Source organism: Thioalkalivibrio sp. ALJ7 (genome assembly GCF_000376865.1).
Taxonomy (GTDB): Bacteria; Pseudomonadota; Gammaproteobacteria; order Ectothiorhodospirales; family Ectothiorhodospiraceae; genus Thioalkalivibrio.
The window spans coordinates 144,317-166,640 of record NZ_AQXQ01000007.1; the positions used below are offsets into that span (position 1 = coordinate 144,317).

Sequence of the window (22,324 nt, forward strand, 5' to 3'; positions counted from 1 at the left end):
GTGCGCAGCGTACCAAAGCCTGCAGGGGAAGGGCTGCTTGCAATCCCGGGGACGATCCCAACAATGCAGTCCAGATTCCGTATTCACGTGTTTCAGGAGGGTTCCCATGGCAGAAGCCGCAAGCGCGACCGGCGACGACATCCTCGACGTCACTCAGGACAGCTTCCAGCAGGCGGTGCTGGACGAATCCCACCAGCGGCCGGTGGTCGTGGACTTCTGGGCCGCCTGGTGCGGCCCCTGCCAGCAACTGATGCCACTATTACAACAGCTTGCCGCGCAGTACGCCGGCAAGTTTCGTCTCGCCAAGGTCAACAGCGACGAGCAACAGGCGCTGGCGCAACAGTACGGCGTGCGCAGCCTGCCCACGGTGATGATCTTCCGCCACGGCAAACCGGCCGACCAGTTCATGGGCGTGCAGCCGGAATCGAACATCCGCACGATGATCGACCAGTACCTGGAGAAGCCCTCTGACAAGCTGATCGAACAGGCGCGCGAACAGGCCAAGGGCGGCGATGTCGACGGCGCACTGGCGACACTAAAGGCCGCGCTAGAGCAAGATCCCGACAACGGCGACCTGCGCATTGAACTCGCCCGGGCCCTGGCCCAGTCCGGAGACCCCGACGCGGCCGAGTCCGAGCTCGCCAAGCTGCCGCTGGACCAGAGCGAGAAGGAAGAGGCCAAGGCCCTAAAGGCCCGCTTGGTGTTTGCCAAGACGGCCGCCGGCATCGACCCGCAGGCCGTCGCCCAGGAACTGAAGGGCGACAGCCCGCGGCCCGAGGCGCTGGAACAGATGGCGGCCTACGCGATGCTCTCGGGCCGGGCTGAAGAGGCCTTGGGGCTGTACCTGCAGCTTATGAAACAGCATCGCAGCTACAACGAAGGCGCCGGCCAGAAGGGCCTGCTCGCCGCCTTCGAGGTACTCGGCAACGATCACCCGCTGGTCGGGCAGTTCCGCCGGCAGATGGCCTCGCTGCTGTATTGACCGGGCTCCGGTTGCCGCCACAGCTCCTCGCAAACGGGTACGGCTTCGAAGTCGCCCCATCGGCCAGAGGGCTGGCCTCCTGCAACACGCGCAAGCCCAACCCCGTAGGAGCCGAGCCCTCTCGGCGATCGAGCGCTGGTCAACCACCATCGATCCAAGCTTCCCCTGCGACGGGAACCGCGGCGTGCAGGTCAAGCACGGGCAGGGGCTTCGCGAGCAAGCTCGCTCCCACAGAGGGCGCCCCGTCGGCAGCGCCTATTGACTGGCGACGACCTCGCCAGTCAATTCGGTGCCGGCGGCGAGGGTCGAGTAGATCGTGCCCTTTTGCACGTTACGGTGCAGGATCTCGAGCATCTCCTCGTCGGCATCGGTGTCGACTTCGACGCGATACTCGATCTTCGCCATCGCAGGCGGATCGTCCTGACGCCAGCCGCGTAACTGAATGGAGAGGCTGCCCACCTCGATGCGCAGCATCGGCAGGGCACGCTGAATCCCGCGCACCATGCAGGCGCCCAGTGATGCCAGCAGCAGCTCCGGTGGACTCAGCGCGTCGTCGCGCCCATCCATGTCGGTATCCAGCGTAATCTCGGCCTGCTTGGCACGTGCCAGGCTGCCGTGGGTATCCACCCGGTCGACGTTGAGTTGATATTCCAGCATGTCGTCTCCACCCGCGACCCGGATCGCACTGCGGTCCGGCGGGGCACGGGGAATCAGTTGCTGCCGAGGATGCGCTCGATCACGGCCTGCGGTTCCTGATAACCGGAGAGCTGCTGACCACCCTCGGTGATCAGGGCCGGGGTACCGCGCAGCCCGAGCTGCTGGCCCATGGCCATGTGCTGATCCTGCGGCGTGGTGCAGCTGCCGTCGATGTCGTTCAGCTTGTCGCCCTCCTTGGCCCGGTCCATGGCCTCTTCGCGATCATCCGCGCACCAGATCCGGTCCATGATCTCGGGCGAGTCGCGGCCCAGTACCGGGAACATCAGGTAGCGGACCTTGATCCCGGCCGACAGGTACTCCGGGAGATCCTGGTGGATTTCGCGGCAATAGGGGCAATTCGGGTCAGTGAAGATGTTCAGAACGCCCTTGGTGTCGCCGTTCGGCGAATAGGTCACCAGCTCGTTGTCCTCGATCGCGGCGAACATATCGGCGCGTACACCGCTCAAGGCAGACTGCGTCAGGTTTTCGCGGGTCTCCAGGTCAACGAGATTGCCCTGCATCAGGTAACGGCCGTCTTCCGAGACATAAAAGATATCGGTGCCGTAACGCACCTCGTAGATACCGTCCATCGGGGTCGACTGGATGCTGTCGATCTCGGCATCCGGGATCACCCGGGCCATGTATTCCTCAATGGCGTCCGTGGCCAGGACTGGGGTGCTGATGACGGCCAGGGCCGCGGCGAGGGGAAGAGCGCGTTTCAGAAACATGGATTCTCTCGTGGCTGTAGAACAAAACGGGGGCAGTTTAGCAGGCCCGCAGGACGGCCCTGTGACCGCTGACCGGGAGACACCGGCGAACCCGTGTCTCCCGGGATCGGAGTAATAGACGTCAGCCGCGGGGATGATGTTCCGCGTGCAGGCTTTGCAGGCGGGCGCGTGCGACGTGGGTATAGATTTGAGTGGTCGACAGGCTGCTGTGCCCCAGCAGCATCTGCACCACGCGAAGGTCCGCGCCGTGATCCAGCAGGTGGGTCGCGAACGCATGGCGCAGCGTATGTGGCGACAGCGGTGATTCGATGCCCGCACGCTGCGCATGGGCCTTGATACGGTACCAGAAGGCCTGGCGGGTGAGCCCGCGCCCGCGCCGGGTCACGAACACCGCCTCGCAAGGCGGGTGTCCGTCCAGCAGGTCAGGGCGCGCCTCGCGCTGGTAGCGGGCCAGCCAGTGGCCCGCCTCCTCGCCCAGTGGCACCAGGCGCTCCTTGTCACCCTTGCCGGTGATGCGCACCACGCCCTGACGGGCATTCACTTCCGACTGCTCCAGGCCCACCAGCTCCGAGACCCGCAAACCGGTGGCATACATCAGCTCCAGCATCGCGCGGTCGCGCAGACCCACCGCATCCTCGAGATCGGGCGCCTGCAGCAGCGCCTCCACCTGCGCCTCGGACAGGCTATCCGGCAATGGGCGCCCGGCACGGGGCGACTCGATCCCAGCGCTGGGGTCGTCCTCGCGCTCGCCCTGCTGGACCAGGTAGCGATAGAAACGCCGGATACTGGAAAGCGCCCGAGTAATGGACTTCGGCCGCGCACCGGCCTGCATACGACTGCTCACGAAGCCCAGCAGGTCGGCCGCCTCGGCCGTCTCCAGGGCCGTGTCCCGCTGCTCCAGCCAGTGTGCCAGCGCTGCTAGATCGCGCCGATAAGCGACAAGGGTGTGATCGGAAAGACCCTCGACCGCCCAGAGTTCGTCCAGGAAGCGGTCGAGGGTGGGTGATGTCGCCGTAGCGGCGGTCACGCCCTACTGGCCATCCGGCTTCCCGGTGTTGCCCGGGGCTTCCGGGTTCTCCGCACGGAACTTGCCCGCCAGGTTTTCGAACACCTTGGTCAGTTCCAGCGGCAGCGGGAAGAAGATGGTGTTCGCATGGCCGTTGGAGGACATGTCGGACATGGTCTGCATGTAGCGAAGTTGCAGCGAGGACGGGCTGGCCTCCATCTGCTGGGCGGCCTGCACCAGCTTCTCCGCCGCCTGCAGCTCGCCCTCGGCGTGGATCACCTTCGCGCGGCGTTCGCGCTCGGCTTCCGCCTGCCGCGCGATGGCGCGGATCATCGAATCGTCGAGATCGACATGCTTGATCTCGACGTTGGTGACCTTGATCCCCCAGGCATCGGTCTGCGCGTCGAGGATCTCCTGGATGTCACTGTTGAGCTTGTCGCGCTCGGAGAGCATCTCGTCAAGGTCATGCTTGCCCAGGACCGAACGCAGTGTGGTCTGCGCCAGCTGGCTGGTGGCGGCGTAGTAGTCCTCGACCTGGATCACCGACTTGGCCGAATCCACTACGCGGAAGTACAACACGGCGTTGACTCGAACAGTCACGTTGTCCTGAGAGATCACGTCCTGGCTAGGCACATCCAGGGTGATGATGCGCAGGTCGATCCGAACCATCTGCTGAATGCCCGGGATGATGATGATCAGACCGGGGCCCTTGACCGACTGGAAGCGACCCAGAAAGAAGACCACACCGCGTTCGTACTCACGCAGCACCTTGATCGACATCACGAGGATGGCAACCAGGATGACTAGCGGGACGACAAAGAAACCGAGATCGTTCATGTCCTGCTCCTCTTACGTTATGAACTCCGCGTGACCGTTCAGCCGGCCGACGCGGAACCCTGTGTGTCCTCTGCAGTCGCGGGTTCGACCTGCAGCTTGAGCCCTTCGATGGCGGTGACGCGCACCTTCTGCCCCTGGCGCACCGGAACCGAGGTTTCGGCGTTCCACTGTTCGCTGTGGACCCAGACCCGGCCGCTGCGTTCAAAGTCTTCGCGCGCCTCGCCGATCATGCCGATCATCTCTTCATAACCCGTGGCCGGCTTCTTGCCCCGCAGGCTAAACAGGCGCCCCAGTACCCAGACCGAAAGGATGCCGATGGCGATGGCCGTGCCGATCACCAGCGGCAGGGCCACGTTCAGGTTGGGGTCGTCCCACAGAATGATCGAACCGGTCGTAAACGCCACGATACCTCCTATGCCCAACGCCCCGAAACTGGGCACAAAGGCCTCTGCAATCATGAAAATCATGCCCAGCAGCATCAGTGCCAGACCGGCGTAGTTCACCGGCATCACCTGCAAGGCAAAGAAGGCCAGGATCAGCGCAATCGAACCAATCACACCGGGATAGATCGCGCCCGGGTTGGACAACTCGAAGATGATGCCGTAGATCCCCAACAGCATCAGGATGTAGGCGATGTTCGGGTTGGTGATGACGGACAGCAACTGGGTGCGCCAGTCCGGATCCATGCGTTCAATGCGCAGCCCCTCGGTGGACAGCGTACGCTCGCCGTCGTGCATGCGCACCGTGTGCCCGTCGATCTGCGCGAGCAGGTCGTCCAGATTGTCCGCCACGAAGTCGATGACGTTCTGCTCCAGTGCGGCGGTTGCGGTCAGGTTGGAGCCGTCGCGTACGGTCTCCTCCGCCCAGTCGGCATTGCGCCCGTAGCGCTCGGCCAGGCCGCGGATATAGGACACCGCGTCCTCCAGCACCTTGCGTTCCATCGCATCGTCGCCGCGGCGCGGGGCCGGGTCGTCCTCCAGCAGTTCCTCCTCGCTAGCGGGTTCGACCTCGCCGTTGGCGGCTCCATTTTCATCCGCGGGCTCGTCCGCCGCGTCCGTTTCGTCGTCGCGCGCCTCGCCATCGGCCTCATCGGTTTCCGTATCGTCGCGCGCGTCCTCGTCCGGCTCCGGCGGGTCCATGCCCGGGAGCCCGCCGCCGCCCATCTGCACCGGGGTGGCCGAGCCTAGGTTAGTGGCCGGGGCCATGGCGGCGACATGCGATCCATACAGCATGTAGGTGCCCGCACTGGCCGCCCGCGACCCGGACGGATAGACGTAGGTCACCACCGGCACATCAGACTGCAGGATATTCTTGATAATGCTGCGCATGCTGGAGTCCAACCCCCCAGGGGTATCCAGCATCAGGATCATGATCTCTGCGTCTTCCGCCTCGGCGCGCTCGATACCGCGACGGATGTAATCGCCGGTGGCCGGACCGATCGCATCCTCCACCGTCAGCAGCAGACCATGGCGATCGCTGGTGTCGGCCATGCTGGCTGCCACCAGCGATCCCGCGCCGAGCAGCAGGCAGGCCGACCACAAGCAATGCCTCCAGAAACGCCAGCCTTTCCGTGTTGCCTTGGGCCCAAATGAAACCCGCATGGGCATCCTCTCCCGTCAGGGTGGATTCGTCGTACACTGCGTGCGCACACGCGATGAGCGTTCTATACCGACCACGATAAACCAAAGGCCAGCCCGGCGCCGAGGCCCGCAAACCGCATGTCCGCGCAGCCCATGAAGACCCCGCTCGCATCCGTAACCGCTGTCATCCTGGCGGGCGGCCAGGGCCGCCGCATGGGTGGCTGCAACAAGGGTTGGGTCGACTATCGCGGTCGCCCGCTAATCGCACATGCGATCGAGCGCCTCCAGCCTCAGGCCGAACAGCTGGTCATCAGCACTAATACCGATATCGACCGCTATCGGGCGCTGGGGTTTCCCGCGCTGACCGACTCCCACCCCGACTACCGCGGCCCGATGGCGGGAATTGCTGCGACCTTTGCCGCCTGCCCCGGGCAAACACTCCTGTGCGCACCGGTGGATGCCCCCGAGCTTCCCCTTGATCTGGGCCAACGACTGCACCATGCGCTGGAAGCGAGCCCGGCTCCCGCCGCCATCGCCCACGACGGTGAACGTCTACAGCCCCTGTTTGCCCTGTTGCGCCCCACCCTGGCCGAACGCATGCAAGATGATCTCGCTCAGGGCTCGCTCGCGGTCGGGCGCTGGTTCCGCGATATCGGCGCGCTGACCGTCGACTTTTCCGATCAACCGCAGGCGTTCGCCAACATCAACACGCCGGATGATCTCGACACCGCGAGACCAAAACCATGATCGCTATACTGCGGGCCATCCAATGCACCATGCCGGTAGGACATCCATGATCGACGTATCCAGCGCTGCAGATCTGCCCCGTATCGGCTTCGCCGCCTGGAGCGGCAGCGGCAAGACCACCCTGCTCAAGGGCGTAATCCCGGCCCTGCGAGCGCGCGGCCTGCGCCCGGCGATGATCAAGCACGCCCATCACGAATTCGACGTGGACAAGCCAGGCAAGGACAGCTTCGAGCTGCGTCATGCCGGGGCCGACCAGATGCTGGTGGCCTCCGGCCGGCGCTATGCCCTGATGGTCGAGACCCCGGAGACCGACGACGGCCGGGTGCCGGACCTCGACATGCTGTGTTCACGACTGGATCCACAGCGCTCCGATCTGATCCTGGTCGAGGGCTTCAAGCAATGGGAGCTGCCCAAGATCGAGGTGCATCGCCCATCGCTGGGTAAGACCCCGCTTTATCGCGAGATCGACGGCGTGATCGCGGTGGCCACTGACGCCGCGACCCTGGACTTTGACGGCCCGTTGCTGCCGATCAATGACCCGGACGCCATAGCGGCCTTTATCATTGACTACCTGAACATCCACCCCTGAAGCGGAGACACCCGATGCCCAAGGCTGCCCCCGGCTGCGACGAGTTCGACCCCAACGCCAAGACCCTGGAACAGGCGCGCGCCGCGATTCTCGAGGCCTGCCAGGCGATCACGCAGAAGGAGGAGATCCCTCTGGAGGAAGCCGTCGGGCGCACCCTGGCCGAGCCGATTCACGCATGCATCGATGTGCCCCCGGCGGCGGTCTCGGCCATGGACGGCTATGCGCTGCAGGCCGCCGACGCGACCGAAGGTGCCACGCTCACCATGGTGGGGACATCCGCCGCCGGACACCCCTGGGACGCCACCCTTAAGGCCGGACAGTGCGTACGCATCCTGACCGGCGCGGTGGTTCCGGCCGGGGCCGAAGTGGTGATCATGCAGGAACAGGTCGAGCGCGATGGCGACTCCATCACCCTGCAAAATGGCGGCCTGTCCGCAGGCCACAACATCCGCAACGCGGGGAGCGATACCGCCTCCGGAAGCCCGCTGTACGCCACCGGCCAGCCTATCGGCGCGACCGAGATCGGGGTCCTGGCGAGCCAGGGGATCGGCCGCGTCAGCGTGCTGCGTCGGCCCCGCGTTGCGTTCTTCTCCACCGGGGACGAACTGATCCCGATCGATCAGCCCCTGGGCCCGGGCCAGATCCACGACAGCAACCGCCACACCCTGCGTGCCCTGTTGCAGAGTTATCCAGTGGAGCCCCTGGACTACGGTGTGATCCGGGATACCGATGCGGCCGTGTGCGAAGCCCTGACGCGGGCCGGCGCCGAGGCCGACCTGATCATCACGACGGGCGGCGTCTCGGTCGGCGACGCCGACCATGTCACCCGTGTGCTGGAGTCCTCGGGACAGGTGAACTTCTGGAAGCTGGCGATCAAGCCGGGGCGGCCTCTGGCCTTTGGCCACTTCGGGCAGGCCCATTTCTTTGGCCTGCCGGGCAACCCGGTCGCCGTAATCACCACCTTTGGCCTGCTGGTACGCCCGGCGCTCCAGCAGCTGGCCGGGCGTGACGCGACTGCCCCACAGACCCTGAACGCCCGCCTGCTGGAAGACCTGCAGAAGACACCCGGCCGCGCGGATTTTCAGCGCGCCATACTGGAAACGGATGACCGTGGCTGGGTGGTGCGCACATCGGGGGGCCAAAACTCGCACCAGCTGCGCGCGATGAGCGAGGCCAACGCCTACGTGGTGCTACCACGCGAATCGACCGGGGCACGAGCGGGGGACTGGGTGGAGGTCCTGCCGTTTCGGGAGATCTTCCCGCAGGTGTGACGCGCTCCGGGGTCAGCGTGCCTCGATCAGCGCGGCGAATTCCCGTTCCAGTAAGGCCTCGTCGCCCAGATTGAGCTCGACCAGGCGGCGCAGATGCGAGGCGGACTCTAGCGGCATGGCCTCAATCTCCACGCCCAGCCAAAGCCCCTCGTGCCAGCACACACGGCCCTCGAAGGTAATACGGGCCTCCTCGCTGAGCGGGATGTCGACGCTGACCTTGTCACCGTCGGTCATGGCCGGGAGATTCGCACCCTCCAGCAATACCCCCTTCAGCGAGATATCCTCCACGCGAACCGAACACCCCCCGCCATCGGTCAGCAAGGTAGCCGGAAATTCCAGGGGGATACGTTGAAAGCGTCGCTCCATGCAGCAAGACTACGCCCACTCCGCGCCTGCGGCCAAATCGAGAACCCTCGGAAACCCCATGACCGAAACCGCCGCCTCCTCCGTCGACGGCCAGCCGACCAGCCTGCTCCGCCGCCTGGCCGCCATCATCTACGACGCCCTTCTCCTGATCGCAATATGGATGGTCCTCGGCCTGCTGGTGGTCATCATCGGCAACACCACCGGGCTGTACTCGCCGCGTGCGCACTTCGTACTCAATTTAATCGTGGCCTGGGGCTTCTTTTACTGGTTCTGGACCCGCACCGGACAGACGCTCGGCATGCAGGCCTGGAACATCCAGCTACGCACAGAGGCCGGCCACGCCGTCAACGCCTGGCAGGCGACCCTGCGTTACCTGGTCGCGGTCGCCCAGTGGCTGGTGATCCTGATGGCCATCTGGCTGGTACGCGAATACGGCGCGGTGGCCATCATCCTGGTCACCGCCGCGGCGCTTTTCACTCTCGGCCTGTCACAGTTCCACCCGCGGCGCTGGATGCTGCACGATTGGCTCTCCAGCACCGAACTCGTCCGCATCCAGGGCCTCGCCAAGCCCCGCTGGAAACAGAACCGCAAGACCTGACCTCGACTGCCTGCCTGTTTGTTTCACCACGAAGTACACGAAGGCACGAAGAAGGGCAAGATCAAAAACGACTGGACCACAGAGGGCACAGAGGACACGGAGAAAACCGGTGTTTGTTTGGCAGCAGGCAGTGTGCCGACGTGCGCAACGGATCGCATCAAGCCTGCGGACCGACCACCCCCGGTAAATCTTGCATGCCCCCCGTCCCGACGACGCTCGACCCGAAAGCCTTTCGGTTTTCTCGGTGCCCTCTGTGTTCTCCGTGGTGAACCCGCTCTTTGCCCTTCTTCGTGCCTTCGTGTGCTTCGTGGTTCACAAGAATCAAGACGCGAGCCAGAAACCGAGGTCGTCCAGGGCCTCGGCGATGTCGGTGGCGATGCGGCGGTAGCCGCGGGCGTTGGGATGGACCGGGTCCGCCCGCAGCTCGCTAGCGGACAGCACCCCCGAGAGCACGCCCTCGATCAGGGGCACCTGTTCCTCGCGCGCCAGTTCGCGGTAGATCGGGTCGTCCCGCAGGCGTCCGGTGGCGGCCCCCAGGGCCGAGGCCCGCGGCACCCCCAACAGCACCGGCTGGGCGCTGTGCTCGCGCGCCATCTCCACCAGCGCGCGCAGGTCTTCCTTGACCGCTGCGGGGTCGCGCTGGCGCAGGAAGTCGTTGCCACCCAGCCAGATCAGCACCAGGTCGGGCTCGTGTGCGCGCAGGCTCGGGGCGAGACGCTCGCGTGCGCTGCTGGCGCGATCGCCGGGCACCCCGTCGTTGATGATCGTCCAGCCAGTGATCGCCGCCAGGCGCGTCGGGTAGTCATCGCCCGCGCCCGCCCCGGTCCCGTGGGTCACGCTGTCGCCAAAGGCGAGCACCGTGGCCTGGCGCGGGAGGGGATCGAAGCCGTCCGGCCCGGCGCCGCCACAGCCCGCCAGCATGGCCATCAGCCCCAGCAGGAACCCCGTGCGCAGCCAGGCCATCATGTCTGCCGCCCCATGCGCTGGAGGGCATATAACGCCAGGATCAGGAACAACACCACGGGCAAGCTGGCCGCCATCACTGGCGGCAGGTTGTAAACCAGGCCCAGATGAGTCATCGCGCGCATCACGATCACGAACGACACGCCAATGGCGATCCCGATGAACAGGCGTTTCCCGGCCCCACCCTCGCGCTGCGAGCCGAACAGGAACGGGATCGCCAGCAGCAGCATCACAAAGGTGCTCGCCGGCAGGGTGATGCGTTGCCAGAAGGCGACCTCGTAGGGTGCCGAGTCCAGGCGATTCTCCTGCAGGTAAGCGACATAGCGAGCGAGATCATGGGCCGCCATCTGACTTGGTTCCACCACCAGCACATCGAAATACTCCGGCGCGATCAGGCGCTCGATGGTCTGCTCCTCCACGCGTTCGGGCTCGACGCGATCCAGCGACAGCCGCGACCGTTCCACCCCCTGCAAGCGCCAGGCACCGTCTACATACTGGGCACTCTCCGCGCGCGTGATCTCTCGCGGCTCGCGGTGTTCGTCCACCTCGATGATGCGAACACCAAGCAGTTGGTTACCCGGCAGCACGGCATCCGCCTGCACCATACGCCGACCGTCGCGCGCCCACAGTCCGATCGGGCTCACGCTCAATTGCTCGTCGAAAGCGGTGGCCTTCAGGTTTTGCGCACGGCTCTCGGCGGCAGGGGCAAAGAACTCGCCCACCACCACCATCACCACCACGACCACCAGGCCGGCCTGCATCACCCAGGCGATGAATCGGCCCAGGGTCATACCCGCCGCGCGCATTGCGGTCAGCTCACTGTTGGCCGCCAGGTTACCCAGCCACAGCAGCCCCCCCAGCAGGGCCGCCGAGGGCAACATGTCATACATCCGCCGCGGCAGGGTGAGGGCTACATAGAGCAGGGCCTCACGCAAACCGTAGTCACCACGACCTGTATCACGCAGCTCGTCGATCAAGGCGAACACCGCATCCAGCGCCACCAGCAACATCACGGCCAGCGCAGTACCGATCAGCACCTGGCGCATCACGTAGCGCCCCAGCACCGTCGTCACGACGTCACCTCTTCGCGGTCCAGTCTACGGGCGCCGCGGCCGAAGCCCAGCAACCCCTTGCGCCAGGCCAGCAAGAGCCACAGAACCAGCATCAGCCCATGCGTCCACCATAGCCCCAGAGCCAGGGGTGTGCGCCCGTCGGCCAGCTGCCCTTGCCCCAGGATCAGGAAGTTCGCGTACAGCACGTAGACCCCGATCGCCGCCGGGATACGGGCATAGCGTCCCGAGCGGGGCGGCACCTGAGCCAGCGGCAAGGCAATCAAGGTCAACACCAGGATGGAAAGTGGCATGGCGAGGCGCCACTCCAACTCCGCGCGGGCTCGGGAGTCATCACGCCGGTCCCACAACTCACGGTTGGACATGGCATCGAAACCCCGGCTTCCCACCCCCGCATCCGGTTCCGTGATCTGGGTGCGCAGGCGGTCGAACTCGAGCATGCGGAAACTGCCCTCGCCCGGCACACCGACGTGGCGATAGCCGTTTTCGAGGATCAAGAAGCCGCTGCCTTCGGCGCTGGGGTCCGGAATCGCCCGTTCGGCCACCGTCACCTGCGCCTCGCCGTCCACCTCGCGGTAAATGAACACCTCCAGCAGGGCCTCGCGGTCCTCGCTCAGGCGTTCGGCAAAGAAGACCTGCTCCCCCACCCGTGAGCGCAAAAACCGCCCCGGTGTGATCCCGACCAGATCCGAACGTTGTTCGGCGAGGTCGCGCATCGAGTCGATCTGGGCCTCGGTCCGCGGCACCACCAGTGTCATCAGGGCCAGCAGCAGGAGGGAGGCGGGCGCGGCGACCCAGAACAGCGCACGATAAAGCGCGGCGAAGGACATGCCGCTGGCCTGTAGCGCCACCAGTTCGCTGTCACGTTGCAACCGACCCAGCACCAGCATGAAGGCCAGGAAGAGCGCCACCGGCCACAGAAACACGATCCCCTTGAACGCACCAAAGGCAACCATGCCGGGCAAAAAATCCACCGGGATGCTGCCTTCGGCGACGTCGCGCAGGACCCGCGCCAACACGCCGCCAACAATCACCAGCAACAGCACGATGGTGACCGCGGTCTGCGTGACCAACAGTTCGCGGGCAATAAAACGCTCGGTGCGGCGCAGGATCATGCGCGTATTACCCCGCCGCCCTTACGGCGCGTGGTCGGGCGCGGCTTGGCGCTGGTACCATGATCGGACTCATTTTCGGGAGGCATTCATGCAATTCTCCGTCACTACCTCGACCCTCGACAAACCCCGCGCCGGGATCCGCGCCGCCGGGATCGCCCACAAGCGCAAGCCGGCCGCGGGCGCCGCGGCCTTGGATGTCGCGCGCGACGGCGAAATCACCGCCCTGTTGAAGGCCGGCGAGATGGACGGCGACGCCGGCAGCCGGCTGCTGCTCCCCGGCAGTGGAAGCAAGGGTAGCGCACTCCTGATCGGCCTGGGGGCGAAGAAGGACTTCGACGCCGGCGCCGCGCGCAAGGCGGCGCAGGCCCTGGCCGCCGCACTGGTCGAGCGCCCGGCCACCAGCGCGGCGATCGCAGTCGCGGACTTCCAGCCGCGCGGCAAGGACATCGCCTGGGTGGTGCACACCCTGGTCGCGGCGATCTCGGATGCCGCCTACCGCTTCACCCCGTTCAAGGGCAAGGAGAAGACCACCCCGGTGCAGCTGGACAAGATCCAGCTGTGCGTGGAGCGCAAGGACGCCGAGGCCGCGAAGAAGGCCTGCACCGAGGCCGCGGCGATCGCCACTGGCGTGAACCGCGCGAAGGACCTGGGCAACACCCCGCCGAATGTCTGCTACCCGGAGAGCCTGGCCGAGACCGCGCGTGAGATGGCGAAGCAGTACAATCAGCTGAAGGCCACGGTGCTGGACGAGAAGGACCTGGAGAAGCTCGGCGCCGGGGCGATCCTGGCGGTAGGCAAGGGTTCCGAGCGCCCGCCGCGCCTGATCGCGATGGAGTACGCCGGCGGCAAGAAGGGCGCCGCCCCGGTGGTGCTGGTCGGCAAGGGCATCACCTTCGACACCGGCGGCATCTCGCTGAAGCCCGGCGCCGAGATGGACGAGATGAAGTACGACATGTGCGGCGCGGCCAGCGTGTTCGGGGTGATCGAAGCCTGCTGCGAGCTGGGGCTGCCGGTCAATGTGGTCGGCGTGGTCACCAGTGCCGAGAACATGCCCGATGGCCGCGCGACGCGCCCGGGCGACATCGTCACCACCCTGTCCGGACAGACCGTCGAAATCCTGAACACCGACGCCGAGGGCCGCCTGGTGCTGGCCGACGCCCTGACCTGGGTCGAGCGCTACAAGCCGAAGGTGGTGATCGACATCGCCACCCTGACCGGGGCCTGCATCATCGCCCTGGGTCACCAGGGTGCGGCGATCCTGGGCAACAAGGAACCCTTGATCAAACGCTTGCTGGCCGCCGGCGAGGAGACCGGCGATCGCGGCTGGCAACTCCCGCTGTGGCCGGAGTACCAGGAACAGCTGAAGAGCAATTTCGCCGACATGGCCAATATCGGCGGGCGCCCGGCCGGCACCATCACCGCCGCCTGTTTCCTGTCGCGCTATACCGAGGACTACACCTGGGCGCATGTCGACATCGCCGGCGTGGCCTGGAAGAGCGGCAAGGAGAAAGGCGCGACCGGCCGCCCGGTACCGATGCTGATGCGCTACCTGCTCGACCAGGCCTGATCCGGGTCGGGCGCGGATGACCCACGTCAGCTTCTACCTGCTGCAGGACCCGGCTCCGGAGGCACGCCTGCGCTTCACCTGCCGCCTGGCGAAGAAGGCCAGCGGCCAGGGCCATCGCGTGCATATCCACACCGGCTCGCCGGAGCTGACCCGCACGCTGGACGAGTGGCTGTGGACCTTCGAGGACACCGCCTTTTTGCCGCACAGCACCGACGTGCGCGATGCGGACGTCGCGGTCTCCCTGCACGAGGCCCATGCCCCGTCGGATCGCTGCGACGTGCTGATCAATCTCGCCGCCGAGGTCCCGGAGTACTGCGGGCGCTTCGAGCGGGTCGCCGACATCGTCGGCGGCGACGAGACGGGCCGCGAGGCCGGGCGCACCCGTTACCGTTTCTTCAAGGAACGCGGCTACCCGCTGGAGCACCACAACATTCCGTAAAGGCCCGGGTTCGGCCAGGGTCTCGATTCAACCAGGGTCTCGGGGCACGAATCAGACGCGCGGTGGCGGGTCGGGGATCTCCTGCAGCCAGGCCTCCAGCTCGAACAGCGGTAGCCCGACCACGTTGGTATAGGAGCCCTCGATCCATTCGACAAAGGCCGCACCACGGCCCTGGATGGCGTAGGCCCCGGCCTTGCCACGCGGCTCGCCGGTGGCCCAGTAGGCCGCGATATCGCCTTCGGTCAGGTCACGCATGCGCACCCGGGTCGTCACGTGGCGGGCGCGCATCGGCTCGCCCGGGCGCCACAAGGCCATGCCGGAGACCACCCGGTGCTCGCCGCCCGAGAGGCGCCGGAGCATTGCCGCGGCCTCGACGAAATCTGCCGGCTTGCCCAGCGCGTCGCCGTCGGCAGCAACCACGGTGTCGGCCGCCAGCGCCCACTGTCCCGCCGCCAGGCGCTCCCGGGCCGCATCGGCCTTGGCAATCGCCAGGCGCTCGACCAGCGCCTCCGGCGTTTCGCCCGGCTGCGGGGTCTCGTCCACGTCCATCGGGGCCACCTCGAATGCAAGCTGGATCTGTTCCAGCAGTTCGCGGCGGCGCGGAGAGGCGGAGGCCAGCAGCAGCGGATGCGCCACGGACGTCACGCGCGATGGTAAGGGTGGTTGTTCAGCAGCGACCAGGCGCGGTAGATCTGCTCGGCAACCAGCACCCGCACCAGCATGTGCGGGAAGGTTAGCGGCGACAGCGACCACGCCCATTCAGCGCGAGCGCGTACGGCATCATCCAGTCCGGCGGCACCCCCGATTACCAGCGCCACGTCACGACCATCCTGCTGCCAGGCTTCCAGGCGTTTGGCCACGCCCCGGGTGTCCACGCCCTTGCCGCGTTCGTCGAGCAGGATCACACGGGCGCCCTCGGGGATCGCCTTCAGCAGGATCTCGCCCTCGCGGCGCAACAGCGTGGTGGTATCCATCGATTTCGCGCCGGAGGGCCCGGACAGGGCCTGCAGGTTCAGCTCCAGCTCGCGCGGCAGGCGTCCGGCGTATTCGGCGAACCCGTCCGCCAGCCAGTCGGGCATGCGCTTGCCGATCGCGATCAGGTCCAGGCGCATGGCAACGCGCCCCCGCTCAGCCGCGCAGGCGGCGGACGCGCTCCAGACTCGGGTCCTCGGGCGCGGCCTTTTCGGTGTCCGCGGCCTCCTCCGCCAGCCAGAGCTTTTCCAGGTTATAGAAGTCGCGGGTCTCCGGGAGCATCACATGAACGATCACGTCGTTCAGGTCCACCAGGACCCATTCCTGGCCTTCCTGACCCTCGATCCCCAACGGCTGGATACCGGACTGTTTGGCCTCGGCGGCCACCAGCTCGGCAGTGGATTGCACGTGACGCCCGGAGGTCCCGGAGGCGATCACCATGAAATCGGCCAGCGTGGTCTTGCCGCGCACATCGATCGAGCGGATGTTCTGCGCCTTGCGGTCTTCCAGAGCAGTGGTCACCAGCTCCAGGAGTTGTTCGCTATTCATTGTGTTGGTCATGTCCCGTGATTGCGGTTCGACCCGGCCCGGTACAGGCCGCGGTCCTGAATGTAACGATTGACGCTCCCCGGGAGCAGGAAGCGCGGGCTGCGCCCGGCCTGCAGTTCGTCCCGGATGGCGGTGGCGGAGATGTCGAGTTGGGTCACCGGCTGGAAGTACACCAGCCCCCCGGGGGCCTTACACAGCGCCTTTGAATCGTGGGTCGCAGCATTCCCCAGCCAGCCCCCAAGGTCATGGGAGGCCGGGCTCCCCGGGCGGTGCGAGACCACGATATGCGCAAGTTCAAGGATTTGCTTCCAGCGGTTCCATGACGGCAGCCCGGCGAACGCGTCCATGCCCATAATCAGCACCAGCGGCGCCTCCGGCCCCAGCTCCTCGCGGAAGCTGAGCAGGGTGTCCACCGTGTAGGACGGTCCCTGGCGATCCAGCTCACGACGATCGGCGACAAAGCCGGGTACGTCGGCGATCGCCCGCTCCACCATGGCCAGGCGGTCGTCGCTGCCGGTGCCGGGGCTCGCGCGATGCGGCGGCACATGACAGGGGATGAAGTGCACTCGCTCCAGCCCCAGATGCTGCTGGATCTCCAGCGCCGGACGCAGGTGGCCGAAGTGGATCGGATCGAAGGTGCCGCCGAGAATCCCGATCACACCGGGACTGCCTCAGGGAGACGCTGACTCCATCGCGCACAGCAGATCATCCCCAAACCCGGTAGGCCCCTAGCTACGCACATGACCGTCGCCGAACACCACGTACTTGAGTGTGGTCAACCCGTGCAGGCCCACTGGGCCCCGGGCGTGCAGCTTGTCGGTGGAGATGCCGATCTCCGCGCCCAGACCGTACTCGAAGCCGTCGGCGAAGCGGGTGGAGGCATTCACCATTACCGAACTGGAATCCACAGCGCGCAGGAAGCGCCGGGCGCGCGTGTAGTCCTCGGTCACGATGCTGTCGGTGTGGTGCGAGCCATAGGTGTTGATATGATCGATCGCCATGTCCAGGTCGTCGACGACACGGATCGCGAGGATCGGCCCCAGGTACTCCGCCACCCAGTCCTCCTCGGTGGCCTCGGCGATGTCCGACCCGCTGTGGGATAGGATCGCACGCGTTCGGGCACAGCCGCGCAGGCTGACCTGGTGTTCGCCCAGGGCCACAGCCAGGCGCGGCAGGAAGGCCTCGGCCTGGTCCGCGTGCACCAGCAACGTCTCCATGGTGTTACAGGTGCCATAGCGCTGGGTCTTGGCGTTCACCGCGACGGCCAGGGCCTTGTCGGCGTCCGCGCCCCCGTCCACATAGACATGGCAGACGCCGTCCAGGTGTTTAATGACCGGGATCTGCGACTCGTTGCTAACTCGTTCGATCAGGCCCTTGCCGCCACGCGGCACAATGACATCCACGTACTGCGGCATGCGCAGCAACGCACCCACCGCGGCACGGTCGGTGGTCGCTACCACCTGCACCGCCTCGCGCGGCAGGCCGGCCTGCTCCAGCCCGGTCTGGATGATCGCGGCCAACGCCTGGTTGGAGTGCATCGCCTCCGAGCCACCGCGCAGGATCGCGGCGTTACCGGACTTCAGGCACAGCGCGGCCGCGTCGATGGTCACATTCGGGCGCGATTCGTAGATGATCCCGATCACGCCCAGCGGCACGCGCATCTGGCCAACCTGAATGCCGCTCGGCTGATAGGCCATGTCGGAGATCGTGCCCACCGGGTCGGGCAACCCGGCTACCTGACGGCAGCCCTCGATCATGCTGTCGATGCGTGCATCAGTAAGCGCCAGGCGATCCAGCATCGCGGCGTCCAGGCCGCGCTCGCGTCCGTCCTCCAGATCGCGGCTGTTGGCGGCCGCCAGCTCGGCACGGCGTGCCGCAATGCCCTCGGCAATCGCGTGCAGCGCCGCATTCTTCGCGCCCGGCTCGGCCTCGGCCATGCGCCGGGAGGCCACGCGCGCGGCACGCCCCAGGCCTTCGACCTGGGCAATCACGGCATCGGCGCTATCGGTCGGATGTACAGCAGCGTTCATGCAGTCCACTCATTGTAGATTCAGGGCAGGGTCCGCCACGGTCAGCGGACGCCCCGCCATACGGGCCACCAAGTCTAGCAACCCCTGCCGGGCGTTGCCGTTTTCCTGACCCTTGATGATCCGATCAACCCGCGCGGCCTCGGCCAGCAGACCTCGCGCCATCTTCAAGTCCAGACGTGACATCGCCTGGCGCAAGGCCTTTTGGCCGTCCCCAAAACTGCCCTGAAAGGCCTCGCGGTCGGGGGCACCGACTGCCTTGCGCTCCATCGCCTGCACCAGCAGCCGGCACTCGCGTGCCAGGGCCCACAGGATCAGCGGCTCCGCCTGCCCCTCGTCCAGCAGCCCCTCCAGCATGCGGAGCGCGTGATGAACATCGCCGCGCAACGCAGTCGGGGCCAGGCCGAACAATTCGAAACGGGCACTGTCGGTGGTGGCCTCCGCCAGCACGGTCTCGTCGATCTCGGTGACACCGGCCAGGGCCAGTTTCTCGATCTCCTGGCGCGCCGCCAGCAGGTTGCCCTCGACCCGGGCCACCAGCAGGGCCAGCGCCGGGTCGGTAATGCGCAGGCCGTTTTTCTGCAATCGCGCGCGAACCCAGCCGCCCAGTTGCGCCGGCGGGACCGGGCGTGCGTGGATCACCACCGCACGCCCTTCTATGGCCTTGAACCAGGCAGCCCGGCGCATGTCCCGATCCGGTCGCGGCAGATGAAGCATCATCACCAGGTCCGCCTGTGGGTCGCCAGCGTAGGCCTTCAGGTGATCGCCGCCGGTCTTGCCCGGCTTGCCGGTGGCCAGGCGCAGATCCAGCACGCTGCGCTCGGCGAACAGCGAACGGTCACGGATCGCGGCCTCGAAGGGCCCCCAGTCCGACTGTGCGGTCAGGTCCAGCACCGTACGCTCTAGAAAGCCCTGTTCGCGCGCGGCAGCTCGGATTGCATCGGCCGCCTCGATCGCCTGCAGCGGCTCCTCGGCCAGCAGCAGGTAGATCGGCGCGAGCCCGCGCGCCAGGTCCTGCTCCAGGCGGGCGATATCCAGCGCCATTACGGGGCCGCGTCCTCCACGCTCGGTTGCAGGGTGCCGTCCGCGTCGAGCAATGCGGCAACCCGTCGCTGCAACTGGCCGACAATGTCACGGTTCATCGCGTCGCGCAGGGTCTCCTCGCGCTCGCTTCGGCTAAGCACCGCGCTGCCGTCGAACAGGTAGATGCGCGATGCACGTAACGGACCCAGGTCCACCGCCTCCCCATCCACCGGACGCAGGCGTACATCCACCGTGCGGATCAGTTCATATTCGGACACCCGTGCGGCGTCGGTCACCGACAGGGTGCGCCGTTGGTCATCCACTGAACGGATCTCCAGGATCGCGCCCTGGCCCTCGGGGCGTTGATTCACCACCTCCACCCCGGAAGAACCCAGCGTCACAGCCAGCTCCCGGTACAGCGAATCGCGGGTATTGATCCCGGTAATCTGGACCGGATCCATTCCCTCCGGCCACTCCCCGCTGCCACGCAACTGGAAACCGCATGCCGCCAGCGCGGCCGCCAGCACCAGCACCAGTCCCGCGCGCAGCAGGCCGGTCATTGTGGCTTCACCACGAAGTTCACCAGACGCCCGGGAACCACGATCACCTTGATCACGTTCTGCCCCTCGATATGGCGCTGGACGTTTTCGTCGTTGCGCGCGGTGATCTCGATGGCCTCCTTGTCGGCGCCGGATGCGACCGCAATCTCGGCGCGGCGCTTGCCGTTGACCTGCACCGCCAAGGTCTCCTGCGCGGCCTGGCGCGCGGCCTCGTCGACCGATGGCCAGTGCGTGCCGGCTACCAGTTCGTCATGACCCAGAACCTGCCACAACATCTCGGTGACATGCGGGATGATCGGCGCCAGCATGCGCACGATGCCCTCCAGGGCCTCCTGGCGCACGGCGGCCGCGCCAACGGCACCCTTCGGGAACTTCCCGAGGTCGTTCAGTAGCTCCATGTTCGCGGCAACTGCGGTGTTGAACGTCTGACGGCGGCCGATGTCGTCGGTCACCTTGGCGATGGTGTCATGCAGCTTGCGCCGCAGCTCGCGCCCGGCATCGTCCAGCGCATCCACCTCCAGCCTGCCCGGCGTCTCGCCGTTCACGTGCTCGTGGACCGCGCGCCACAGGCGCTTGATGAAACGGTGGGCGCCCTCCACGCCGGAGTCGGACCACTCCAGCGACAGATCCGGCGGGGCCGCGAACATGGTGAACAGCCGCGCGGTATCGGCGCCGAAGCGCTCGATCAGGGCCTGCGGGTCCACACCGTTGTTCTTCGACTTGGACATCTTTTCCATGCCGCCGACCACAACCGGCTGCCCGTCCTCGCGGTGGCGCGCGGCCTTCACCGAGCCGTCCTCCGCCCGTTCCAACTCGACATCGGCCGGGTTGATCCAATCCTTCCCGCCATCCTCGCGCTCGCGGTAGAAGGTCGGCGCGATCACCATGCCCTGGGTCAGCAGCCGGGTGAACGGCTCGTCGGAGTCCAGCAGGCCCTCGTCGCGCAGCAGCTTGTGGAAGAAGCGCGCATATAGCAGATGCAGCACCGCGTGCTCGATGCCGCCCACGTACTGATCCACCGGCAGCCAGTGGTCGGCGCGCGGGTCCAGCATCGCGGTGTCGTTGTCCGCGCAGGCGTAGCGGGCGAAGTACCAGCTGGACTCGAAGAAGGTGTCGAAGGTATCGGTCTCGCGCCGCGCAGGCTTGCCGCATTCCGGGCAGGCCGTCTCGAAGAACTCGGGCATGCGCGCCAGCGGCGAGCCGGCGCCGTCCGGGATCACGTCCTCTGGCAGACGCACCGGCAGGTCGGCCTCCGGCACCGGGACCGCCCCGCAGGCCTCGCAGTGGATCACCGGGATCGGGCAGCCCCAGTAGCGCTGGCGCGAGATGCCCCAGTCGCGCAGGCGGTAGTTGCGCCGGCGCCGGCCCAGCCCGGCCTGTTCCAGGTGTTCGGCGATCGCGGCCTTGGCCGCCTCGGAGGCCTGCCCGTCGAAGTCGCCCGAGTTCACCAGCACGCCGGGATCGGTAAAGGCCGCAGCCTGTACGTCGCACTCGGCACCGTCGGCCGGGGCGATCACCTGCCGGATCGGCAGACCGTATTGCGTCGCGAACTCGTGGTCACGTTCGTCGTGTGCCGGCACCGCCATCACCGCGCCGGTGCCGTATTCCATCAGCACGAAGTTGGCGACCCATACCGGGACCTCCGCTCCGGTCAGCGGGTGGCGGGCGGTAAAGCCCAGCGACCGGCCCTTCTTCTCCATGGTCGCCAGATCGGCCTCGGCCACCCCGCCCTGCGCGCAGTCAGCGACGAACGCAGCCAGTTCGGCATCATGTTCCGCCAGCGCCTGCACCCGCGGGTGCTCCGGGGCCAGCGCCATGTAGGAGACACCGAACAGGGTGTCCGGGCGCGTGGTGTAGACGGTCAGCGGTTCGCCGCCATCCACCGCGAACTCCAACTCCACGCCCTCGGAACGCCCGATCCAGTTGCGCTGCATGGTGCGCACCTGGTCCGGCCAGCCGTCCAGCCCGTCCAGGGCCTCCAGCAGCTCGTCGGCATAGTCGGTGATGCGCAGGAACCACTGCGGCATCTCGCGGCGTTCGACCAGCGCACCGGAGCGCCAGCCACGACCCTCGATCACCTGCTCGTTGGCAAGCACGGTCTGGTCCACCGGGTCCCAGTTCACGGTCGCCTTCTTGCGGTAGACCAGGCCCTTCTTCAGCAGGCGCACGAACAGCCACTGTTCCCAGCGGTAATAGTCGGCATCGCAGGTCGCGAACTCGCGCGACCAGTCGTAGGCGAAGCCCAGGCGCTTGAGCTGGGTGCGCATCTGCTCAATGTTCTGGCGCGTCCATGCGGCCGGCGGGACGTGGTTCTGCATCGCCGCGTTCTCCGCCGGCAGGCCGAAGGCGTCCCAGCCCATTGGCTGCAGCACGCTCCTGCCCTGCATGCGCTGGAAGCGGGCGATCACGTCACCGATGGTGTAGTTGCGCACATGCCCCATGTGCAGCTTGCCCGAGGGGTAGGGGAACATGGACAGGCAATAGAACGGCTCGCCGGGGGCGTCCTCGCGCGCGCGAAAGGAGTCGGCGGCCTCCCAGCGCTGCTGAACCTCCGCCTCGACCTGTTCCGGGGAATAATGCTCCTGCATGCGCCTCACCTGTTCCTTGCCACTGCGACGGAAGAACCGCGCAGAATACCA

The 22,324-nt window shown here is 66.6% G+C and carries 24 protein-coding genes; 7 read left to right on the plus strand and 17 right to left on the minus strand.

The annotated features are described in order from the left end of the window. Window positions 1–106: 106 nt before the first annotated feature. Window positions 107–982 carry a thioredoxin gene (trxA, locus tag D002_RS0102770; protein WP_018140386.1) on the plus strand — a complete coding sequence of 292 codons (876 nt, stop codon included), beginning with the start codon at window positions 107–109 and terminating at the stop codon, window positions 980–982. A 255-nt stretch (window positions 983–1,237) separates the two neighbouring features. Here the strand turns inward: trxA and D002_RS0102775 are convergent, their stop codons facing one another. The 5 genes from D002_RS0102775 to D002_RS0102795 form a co-directional block, all read right to left on the minus strand. Continuing rightward, the gene (locus D002_RS0102775; RefSeq protein WP_018140387.1) at window positions 1,238–1,639 is read right to left on the minus strand and encodes an OsmC family protein; all 402 of its coding nucleotides are present in this window, start codon (window positions 1,637–1,639) and stop codon (window positions 1,238–1,240) included. 53 nt (window positions 1,640–1,692) lie between these two features. Continuing rightward, window positions 1,693–2,406, minus strand: coding sequence for a DsbC family protein (locus tag D002_RS0102780; RefSeq protein ID WP_018140388.1), 714 nt, complete (start codon window positions 2,404–2,406; stop codon window positions 1,693–1,695). A gap of 121 nt (window positions 2,407–2,527) precedes the next feature. Further along, window positions 2,528–3,433 (minus strand): site-specific tyrosine recombinase XerD, encoded by a 906-nt coding sequence (xerD, locus tag D002_RS0102785; RefSeq protein WP_018140389.1) that lies wholly within the window; start codon window positions 3,431–3,433, stop codon window positions 2,528–2,530. A gap of 3 nt (window positions 3,434–3,436) precedes the next feature. Continuing rightward, a complete protein-coding gene (locus D002_RS0102790) occupies window positions 3,437–4,249 on the minus strand; it encodes a slipin family protein (protein ID WP_018140390.1) in 813 nt (270 codons plus the stop codon). Window positions 4,250–4,287: 38 nt separating this feature from the next. Next, complete coding sequence (locus tag D002_RS0102795; RefSeq protein WP_081610803.1) at window positions 4,288–5,850, minus strand: nodulation protein NfeD; 1,563 nt, start codon at window positions 5,848–5,850, stop codon at window positions 4,288–4,290. Window positions 5,851–5,967: 117 nt separating this feature from the next. Here D002_RS0102795 and mobA point away from each other — a divergent pair, with 117 nt between their 5' ends. The 3 genes from mobA to glp are packed head-to-tail and all read left to right on the plus strand — an operon-like array spanning window position 5,968 to window position 8,436. After that, window positions 5,968–6,576, plus strand: coding sequence for a molybdenum cofactor guanylyltransferase MobA (mobA, locus tag D002_RS0102800; protein ID WP_018140392.1), 609 nt, complete (start codon window positions 5,968–5,970; stop codon window positions 6,574–6,576). A 46-nt stretch (window positions 6,577–6,622) separates the two neighbouring features. Further along, window positions 6,623–7,165 (plus strand): molybdopterin-guanine dinucleotide biosynthesis protein B, encoded by a 543-nt coding sequence (gene mobB, locus D002_RS0102805; protein ID WP_018140393.1) that lies wholly within the window; start codon window positions 6,623–6,625, stop codon window positions 7,163–7,165. A gap of 14 nt (window positions 7,166–7,179) precedes the next feature. Then, window positions 7,180–8,436, plus strand: a complete 1,257-nt coding sequence (gene glp / locus D002_RS0102810; RefSeq protein ID WP_018140394.1) for a gephyrin-like molybdotransferase Glp — start codon at window positions 7,180–7,182, stop codon at window positions 8,434–8,436. A gap of 12 nt (window positions 8,437–8,448) precedes the next feature. On the opposite strand, the gene D002_RS0102815 is transcribed toward glp, so the two are convergent. Next, window positions 8,449–8,802, minus strand: a complete 354-nt coding sequence (locus D002_RS0102815; protein WP_018140395.1) for a PilZ domain-containing protein — start codon at window positions 8,800–8,802, stop codon at window positions 8,449–8,451. A 58-nt stretch (window positions 8,803–8,860) separates the two neighbouring features. Here D002_RS0102815 and D002_RS0102820 point away from each other — a divergent pair, with 58 nt between their 5' ends. Next, on the plus strand, window positions 8,861–9,400 hold the full coding sequence (locus D002_RS0102820) for an RDD family protein (protein ID WP_018140396.1): 540 nt from the start codon (window positions 8,861–8,863) through the stop codon (window positions 9,398–9,400). 321 nt (window positions 9,401–9,721) lie between these two features. On the opposite strand, the gene D002_RS0102825 is transcribed toward D002_RS0102820, so the two are convergent. The 3 genes from D002_RS0102825 to lptF are packed head-to-tail and all read right to left on the minus strand — an operon-like array spanning window position 9,722 to window position 12,548. Beyond that, window positions 9,722–10,366, minus strand: a complete 645-nt coding sequence (locus D002_RS0102825; RefSeq protein WP_018140397.1) for a GDSL-type esterase/lipase family protein — start codon at window positions 10,364–10,366, stop codon at window positions 9,722–9,724. Continuing rightward, the gene (gene lptG, locus D002_RS0102830; protein WP_018140398.1) at window positions 10,363–11,436 is read right to left on the minus strand and encodes an LPS export ABC transporter permease LptG; all 1,074 of its coding nucleotides are present in this window, start codon (window positions 11,434–11,436) and stop codon (window positions 10,363–10,365) included. Before lptG ends, D002_RS0102825 begins: the two co-directional genes overlap by 4 nt. Continuing rightward, window positions 11,433–12,548 (minus strand): LPS export ABC transporter permease LptF, encoded by a 1,116-nt coding sequence (gene lptF, locus D002_RS0102835; protein ID WP_018140399.1) that lies wholly within the window; start codon window positions 12,546–12,548, stop codon window positions 11,433–11,435. The genes lptG and lptF overlap by 4 nt, the downstream gene beginning before the upstream one ends. A gap of 88 nt (window positions 12,549–12,636) precedes the next feature. Between lptF and D002_RS0102840 the strand changes: the two genes are divergently transcribed. Both D002_RS0102840 and D002_RS0102845 read left to right on the plus strand, forming a co-directional pair. Next, window positions 12,637–14,115, plus strand: coding sequence for a leucyl aminopeptidase (locus tag D002_RS0102840; RefSeq protein WP_018140400.1), 1,479 nt, complete (start codon window positions 12,637–12,639; stop codon window positions 14,113–14,115). A gap of 16 nt (window positions 14,116–14,131) precedes the next feature. Further along, complete coding sequence (locus D002_RS0102845) at window positions 14,132–14,554, plus strand: DNA polymerase III subunit chi (RefSeq protein WP_018140401.1); 423 nt, start codon at window positions 14,132–14,134, stop codon at window positions 14,552–14,554. Between the two features lie 51 nt (window positions 14,555–14,605). Here D002_RS0102845 and D002_RS0102850 read toward each other — a convergent pair whose 3' ends face one another. The 8 genes from D002_RS0102850 to leuS form a co-directional block, all read right to left on the minus strand. Then, complete coding sequence (locus D002_RS0102850; RefSeq protein WP_018140402.1) at window positions 14,606–15,199, minus strand: nucleoside triphosphate pyrophosphatase; 594 nt, start codon at window positions 15,197–15,199, stop codon at window positions 14,606–14,608. Continuing rightward, a complete protein-coding gene (rlmH, locus tag D002_RS0102855) occupies window positions 15,196–15,666 on the minus strand; it encodes a 23S rRNA (pseudouridine(1915)-N(3))-methyltransferase RlmH (RefSeq protein WP_018140403.1) in 471 nt (156 codons plus the stop codon). The genes D002_RS0102850 and rlmH overlap by 4 nt, the downstream gene beginning before the upstream one ends. Before the next feature lie 16 nt (window positions 15,667–15,682). Continuing rightward, complete coding sequence (gene rsfS, locus D002_RS0102860; protein ID WP_018140404.1) at window positions 15,683–16,075, minus strand: ribosome silencing factor; 393 nt, start codon at window positions 16,073–16,075, stop codon at window positions 15,683–15,685. An 8-nt stretch (window positions 16,076–16,083) separates the two neighbouring features. Then, the gene (nadD, locus tag D002_RS0102865) at window positions 16,084–16,734 is read right to left on the minus strand and encodes a nicotinate-nucleotide adenylyltransferase (protein WP_018140405.1); all 651 of its coding nucleotides are present in this window, start codon (window positions 16,732–16,734) and stop codon (window positions 16,084–16,086) included. Window positions 16,735–16,803: 69 nt separating this feature from the next. Further along, window positions 16,804–18,105, minus strand: a complete 1,302-nt coding sequence (locus tag D002_RS0102870) for a glutamate-5-semialdehyde dehydrogenase (protein WP_018140406.1) — start codon at window positions 18,103–18,105, stop codon at window positions 16,804–16,806. A gap of 9 nt (window positions 18,106–18,114) precedes the next feature. Continuing rightward, complete coding sequence (gene holA, locus D002_RS0102875; protein ID WP_018140407.1) at window positions 18,115–19,146, minus strand: DNA polymerase III subunit delta; 1,032 nt, start codon at window positions 19,144–19,146, stop codon at window positions 18,115–18,117. Further along, on the minus strand, window positions 19,146–19,685 hold the full coding sequence (gene lptE, locus D002_RS0102880) for an LPS assembly lipoprotein LptE (protein ID WP_018140408.1): 540 nt from the start codon (window positions 19,683–19,685) through the stop codon (window positions 19,146–19,148). Before lptE ends, holA begins: the two co-directional genes overlap by 1 nt. Next, window positions 19,682–22,273, minus strand: coding sequence for a leucine--tRNA ligase (gene leuS, locus D002_RS0102885; protein WP_018140409.1), 2,592 nt, complete (start codon window positions 22,271–22,273; stop codon window positions 19,682–19,684). Before leuS ends, lptE begins: the two co-directional genes overlap by 4 nt. Window positions 22,274–22,324 lie beyond the last annotated feature (51 nt).